The sequence below is a fragment of the Paenibacillus glycanilyticus genome, from assembly GCF_023715145.1.
In the GTDB taxonomy this organism is placed as follows: Bacteria; Bacillota; Bacilli; order Paenibacillales; family Paenibacillaceae; genus Pristimantibacillus; species Pristimantibacillus glycanilyticus_A.
On record NZ_JAMBNP010000044.1, the window covers coordinates 1 to 468 of the forward strand.

Genomic DNA, 468 nt, shown 5'->3' on the forward strand with positions numbered 1-468 from the left:
GGTCGATGATCAGCGGTTCCGCGCCCATCGTGCGCCACAGCGTGGCCTTGAGCAGCAGTCCGGAGAGTACGACCAGATGGATCGAGATCACATACATCGCGAAGACGGCGGTGCCGGCGTAGGGCCCGAAGAACACGGAGCCCAGCATGACGAACACCGTGAGCCGCGCGGTGCAGGACGTGAACGGGACGAGCAGCGCAGTCAGGATCCGTTGCCGTGCGCTCGGCAGGATGCGGGTGGCCGAGATGGCCGGCACGTTGCAGCCGAACCCGACGATCAGCGGCAGGAACGCCCGTCCCGGCAGGCCGATGGAGCGCATCAGCCGGTCGGTCACCACAGCAGCCCTCGCGAGGTAACCGGAGTCCTCGAGTACGGCAAGAAGGATGAACATCAACGTCATCAGCGGCACGAAGGTGAGCAGCATGCCGACGCCGGCGATCAATCCGCTGACCACGAGTCCCTCTACCC

Annotated in this window: 1 protein-coding gene; it reads right to left on the reverse strand. The window is 65.6% G+C overall.

The window, feature by feature from the left end; genetic code table 11:
• The coding region (locus M3194_RS30865) for a nucleoside recognition domain-containing protein (RefSeq protein WP_311292458.1) at positions 1 to 454 on the reverse strand (454 nt) is incomplete at its 3' end.
• Between the last annotated feature and the right edge of the window lie 14 nt (positions 455 to 468).